This window comes from Kaarinaea lacus (genome assembly GCF_975902315.1).
In genome coordinates this window covers 1-5,257 of the sequence record NZ_CDLKIE010000003.1, presented here as the reverse complement: position 1 = coordinate 5,257, position 5,257 = coordinate 1, and the positions used below count along the sequence as shown (strand labels likewise).

The following is a 5,257-nucleotide window of genomic DNA, read 5'->3' as shown; positions in this document are numbered from 1 at the left end:
TAACTACCACCGGTTGCGTCTGATTTAAATAACTAGTAATTATTATTATATCTGAGATTTATTCATCCCGATCCAGCACACCGTCTTCATCGCGATCCAGCGCGATACGATGACCGGTGCCTGGTGGAACGCAGGTGTAAGTGGTTTCACCATTAGGCTCCTTGGCTAAATCGCGCAATACCGCATCGCTTAAAAGTGATGCAGAGGAAATATTACTCTTAAATTTGCCTGATCCCATATACAGGTAACCCCTGTTGCTACTTTGCTTGGCGACCAGGTCACATTGGCCTGCATCAGCCGTTTGCATAAGCAGAGCGATCCGGTCTGAAACGACTGCCTCATTTGAAGTTGTCAGGGTGACCTGTTGACCAACAATCGGAAACAGGTTGGAATCGAAGGCAAGTAAATACGCCTCAGTTCCTCTGCGCATGGGATCCGCAATAGTACGATCTACGGGATAACCGTTCGGATTACCTGGGTCAGCAGGTCCTCTTGTGCCAGGTTCGCGGAAAATGAATCCTCGTACACTCTGTTGCAGGAACAGCGTACCTCGGCTGCCGTCATGGTGGAAACCGAAACCACGGATCTGGTCACCCGTGTGGTCATTCAGGCCATTTAAATCATCCAACGCTTGCGGAATCTTTGGAAAACCAAACATACCAATTTTCTGGTACATGTTACGCAGGTGTGGAACCTTTAACGCCTGAGTCGATAAGCGGGTCACGTTGTAGAATCCATCTGTACCAAAGAAACCAGGTTTCGCTACACCATGTTCAGCATTTGCATTTCTGTCTAATACATGGCATTCAGAACAACCAAAAAATGTATCCGCTTTGCCGCCAGTAAAAAAGTCAAACCCAACTTGCTGCAGAGGCGTTAACGAGTTATCTAAATTACGAATTGGATTCGGGGGATACATGAGTTGCAGGGTAAATTGTGTAAATAAGTCCATTTCTTTTTTGGACAGAGGCTGGTCTCGCCCAATTAAACCTACAAAGGCACCGTTAAAAGCTTTGAAAGCAATTTCTTCGTTAAATTGACCACCGTCGGGTTGAAAGTTTTTCTGTAATTTTGGATCTGCACCCGTGCGGTCGCCGCGCCAGTGCATGGGGCCGTGGTTGGCCATACCGCGAAGACTTTGCGTAGTCATGGGGCCCTTGAGAGGGGCAAACTCATGTTTCACCGAAGATCCTAACAATTCCGCTGTATTGCGGAAAAAGCCAAACATGGGTTCGCTTTCCAGGTCAGGATCGCCGAGATCCCACGCCAGTTGGTCCATATCACCGAAGATATGACAGCCGGCACATGAAGAGTCACCACGACTGGAAGTGTAGCTGGCGTCGTATAGGAACGGACGACCTTTTACGACACTTTCAGGTTCAGGATTGTACATTGCCACATGCGCTATTTCTGATTTGGACGTTGTATCAATGACCGATACCGAATTATCGAATCGCGTCATTACATACAGTTTTTTACGGGACTCATCCAGAATTAATCCGCTTGGTCCACCACCGGAAACAGCTATCTGGTTTTCATGCGAAGGTGAAAAAGAATCGTTTTCAAGTTTTTCGGTGTCATAGATGCCCACTTTACTTGAACCAAAGGCAGCTACATATAATGTTTTGCCGTCACTGGTGATTGCCATGCCCATGGGTGTTGCCAGGCTTAAGGCATTTTCTTCATTAGGTAATGGTTCGCAACAATGAGTATAGTCAATGTGTTTATTTAAGTGGCGATGGGTTACTTTGCCTTTGTCATCAAGAATCGATATTCGATTCTTGATGAACTGGCCACGTACTGTTTTTCCACCAAATTGCTCGACATATAAGCCGTGACCTTCAAACCGTTGTTCATTGTGTGATTCAAGATTACTAACGTAAACTTTCTGGTTAACAGGATTAGTGATCATGTTAAACAAAACAGAGCCTACACCGCTAAATTCACTTGAATTACTGCTTGTCACTACTGGAGGATTGGATATGGCGTTAATCGCAAATACATCTGTGTCCGGTAGTGAAAACTTAACGTATTCATCCCAAACACGGTTAATTTCGTCCACCCAGTGTTCTCCATTCCATTTCACAATTAAGCCGGATGATGGGGTATCTTCACCGGTTACGTTGGTTTGAGGAGGAGGGGTACCACCATTTTCCAGGATTTTAGCGTGCCAAACAGTTGTGGTTTGTGTGCCGGTTTTAAAACCCGCGGCATAAACGGTTTTGCCATCGGCCGATACTGCTAATGCGCGTGGAGTATCCGTAAACAGGGTGATTATATTGACGGGTGATCCTTCCAGCGTATCACCCAGGTTATCACCGTCAAATACCCATACATCCGCACGACCAACACCGGGTGTAGTCAGTTGGGGGTCGTAAGGTACGTTTTGGCCGCGATGTGCTGTTGTTATGAAGGCGCGTTCACCGTCTTTGCCCGCAAAAACTATGTCACGTGGCTCGTCACCAACGAGTAATGTTCGCACCACGCGCTCATGCCCTGGCGTTAAATCGACAATACTCACACTGTCAGATAAATGATTTACTACCCACGCTTCATTTTGATTGGACAGTGCAACAGCCACAGGTTCGAGACCTACAGGTATTGTTGTGACGTGGTTGAGACCATCATCAGTCACATCAAATATTTCCAGTGCATTGTCGGGTGTGTTTATCGCGTATAAGCGATCTTTGGTAGTTGATAAAGCCAGCGGCCGTACCTGGCCTGATTCAAATAGCGTATAAGATTGTTCAGTGGCCGCGTTTGCGTACACACTCATTGTTAGCAGGCTAATACCAAATAGCCCGGTACTAACGGTACATATAATGTACTGCATGTTTGTCAGCAATTGTTTCATGGTTCTGCCTTTTGATTGGTTTAATTGAAATGCCTCAAAGCACAATAACTTCAGCACGCGCAGATATGACTGGCTCGCGCCATATACCTGGCATGTTCAGGGTGGGATAATATTTGTGCTTTCCTAGCGAATTGCGACTGTACTGTGTGAAAACAGTATGACAATGATGTGAATTAACCGCCCCGATCTAAGTGCTTAACTAACCCCTTGTGTTGTTTGCTTCCATAAACAACATCTTCTATTTAGGCATTGTACTGAGAATATTTCAAGCTTTTTAAAGCTTGTTACTATTATTTTACATATTGATAATTGTTTTCCTGTTTCATTAAGACTGTTATCTCTATTGCCTATAACAATTCCGATAATTACGAAAAGATTAAGTGGCAGCCCTGGAATTAAGTTGCTACTTAGTTGTTGTGGTATTTATTTTGCGTGCTTCCTGGTGGCTGTGCTTTCTTTCGGGAAGGAAGTCGTAGCAGTTGACTAAACACTTGCAGACTTTATGTGATTTAAATAATGAGGGTGTTTAGGGCAGGGGAAGGCAAATTTCGTAACGCTATCTGACAGATGAACATATAAATCGTTTTTACGTTTTTTGCAGCGATATGTGATAGTGCTAGCAGACGTCCTTTAAAAGATCACACAAATATCTGGAAAGAATTCATGTCTACGAAGAAGCTGTTTCCCGCGGCCAGTTTCGCTCTATTAAGAATGGCAAATAACACAGTAAATTGCGTCAAATGACACAATTCAGATTTACCTGAAACGTATCAGTGCTCCATGTGTTTGTATTAACAGTAATTCTGTAAATGGCACTGTAATTGCCTTTATGCATGTCATTGTACATGCCTTTGTAAATACCATGGTATTTAACACATGGTATTTAACATTAGTACTCATCGGGTAGGTAAACAGGGCGAACAGGGAAAACAGGGAAGAGGGCATAGCGTAATCCAGCTTGTAGCTGTCAAAAGAAATCAATAACCCGTATCGTAACTATAAAATGAAAAATAATAAGAAACTGATTTTGGCATCACTTGTTGTTGTGATTTTCGCAGTCGTTGCGACTTACCACTATCTGGCACGCCCAGATCTTGATATTCCCGGTGTCAGGTATTTTTCACAGCCCGTATCATTAAAACCGTTTCTTCTGCGGGATCAATTTGCTAATGAGTTTGGTATCGACCAGTTAAAAGACCGTTGGAGTATCCTGTTTTTCGGTTATACCCATTGTCCTGATATTTGTCCCACAGCTATGCATGATATGGCAAATATTTATAACAAGTTAGAAGAGAATGGTGTTGCGAATATTAACGTGATATTTGTTTCAGTAGACCCATTGCGCGATAAACCGACCGAGCTAAAAAGCTTTCTGGAATATTTTAGTCCGCTGTTCCTGGGTGTTACCGGTAATAAAACGGAGCTGGACAAGCTTGCAGAACGTGTTGGGGCAATTTACGAATTTGAGGATAGCAAGACAGGTATACCTATACGCGACACCAGTCAATTGAGCAACTATCCGGATTATCTGGTCAATCACTATTCTTCTTTTATTGTTATAAATCCAGATTCACAAATGGTGGCGCATATTTATCCTCCGCACGATGTTGAGCGTGTCGTAAATATTATTAATTTGATTCGTAATACTTAAATTCAATTCAAAACTTTTAGGAGATACAAATGAAGTATATTTTTACAGCGGTACTGCTGGTTGTGTTGAATCCTGCAATGACAGTATTTGCCTCAGATGGTGATGTAATGATTCATGATGCATGGGTGAGGGAAGCTCCGCCAAACGCAAAAATGTTAGCGGGTTATTTTTCAATTATGAATCATGGCGCGCAATCAAAATCCCTTGTTGGCGCAAACAGCCCACAGTTTGAGCGCGTTGAGTTACATCGTACGGTAATGGAAGGTGGTATGGCAAAAATGGTTCCACAAGACAGCATTGAGATCCCAGTGGGGCAAACCGTAAACTTTGAGCCTGGTGGACTACATCTAATGTTGATTAATCCTGTTAAACCATTAAAGGCCGGCGATAGTGTTGAGTTAACATTAAAGTTTAATAAAGGAGCAACAATAAAAGTTGAAGCAATTGTTAAAAAGGGTGGGAGATCCGCACAACAGGAGCATCATCATGAACATATGCATAATCACTAGTCTGTGCAGTTAAATTCCAGATTATCGACAATGCGATGTAGCACAGGGAGGTGTTACATCGAATAAACATTTCTTACATTTTCCTTCCATATTAATTTCGCCGCAAGGTATCGTCTATGATTTTGCTAAAAAATAAGTTCGTAGATTTGGTCCTGAGTATATAATACGAGCTTCATTCGTTGGGCTGTATGACATGCTGGAATATCCAATACTGTTTGCCTTTATTGTTGGACAGTTGAGCAC

Annotated in this window: 3 protein-coding genes; 2 read left to right on the top strand and 1 reads right to left on the bottom strand. The window is 43.0% G+C overall.

The window, feature by feature from the left end; all coding sequences use genetic code 11:
- Window positions 1–58 precede the first annotated feature (58 nt).
- A complete protein-coding gene (locus ACWVCM_RS00045; RefSeq protein WP_455199643.1) occupies window positions 59–2,833 on the bottom strand; it encodes a hypothetical protein in 2,775 nt (924 codons plus the stop codon).
- A gap of 1,024 nt (window positions 2,834–3,857) precedes the next feature.
- On the opposite strand from ACWVCM_RS00045, the gene ACWVCM_RS00040 reads away from it, so the two are divergent.
- Entirely contained in the window at window positions 3,858–4,505 is a 648-nt protein-coding gene (locus ACWVCM_RS00040) for an SCO family protein (protein ID WP_455199642.1), read from the top strand.
- A 29-nt stretch (window positions 4,506–4,534) separates the two neighbouring features.
- Window positions 4,535–5,014, top strand: a complete 480-nt coding sequence (locus ACWVCM_RS00035) for a copper chaperone PCu(A)C (RefSeq protein WP_455199641.1) — start codon at window positions 4,535–4,537, stop codon at window positions 5,012–5,014.
- The last annotated feature ends 243 nt before the right edge of the window (window positions 5,015–5,257 follow it).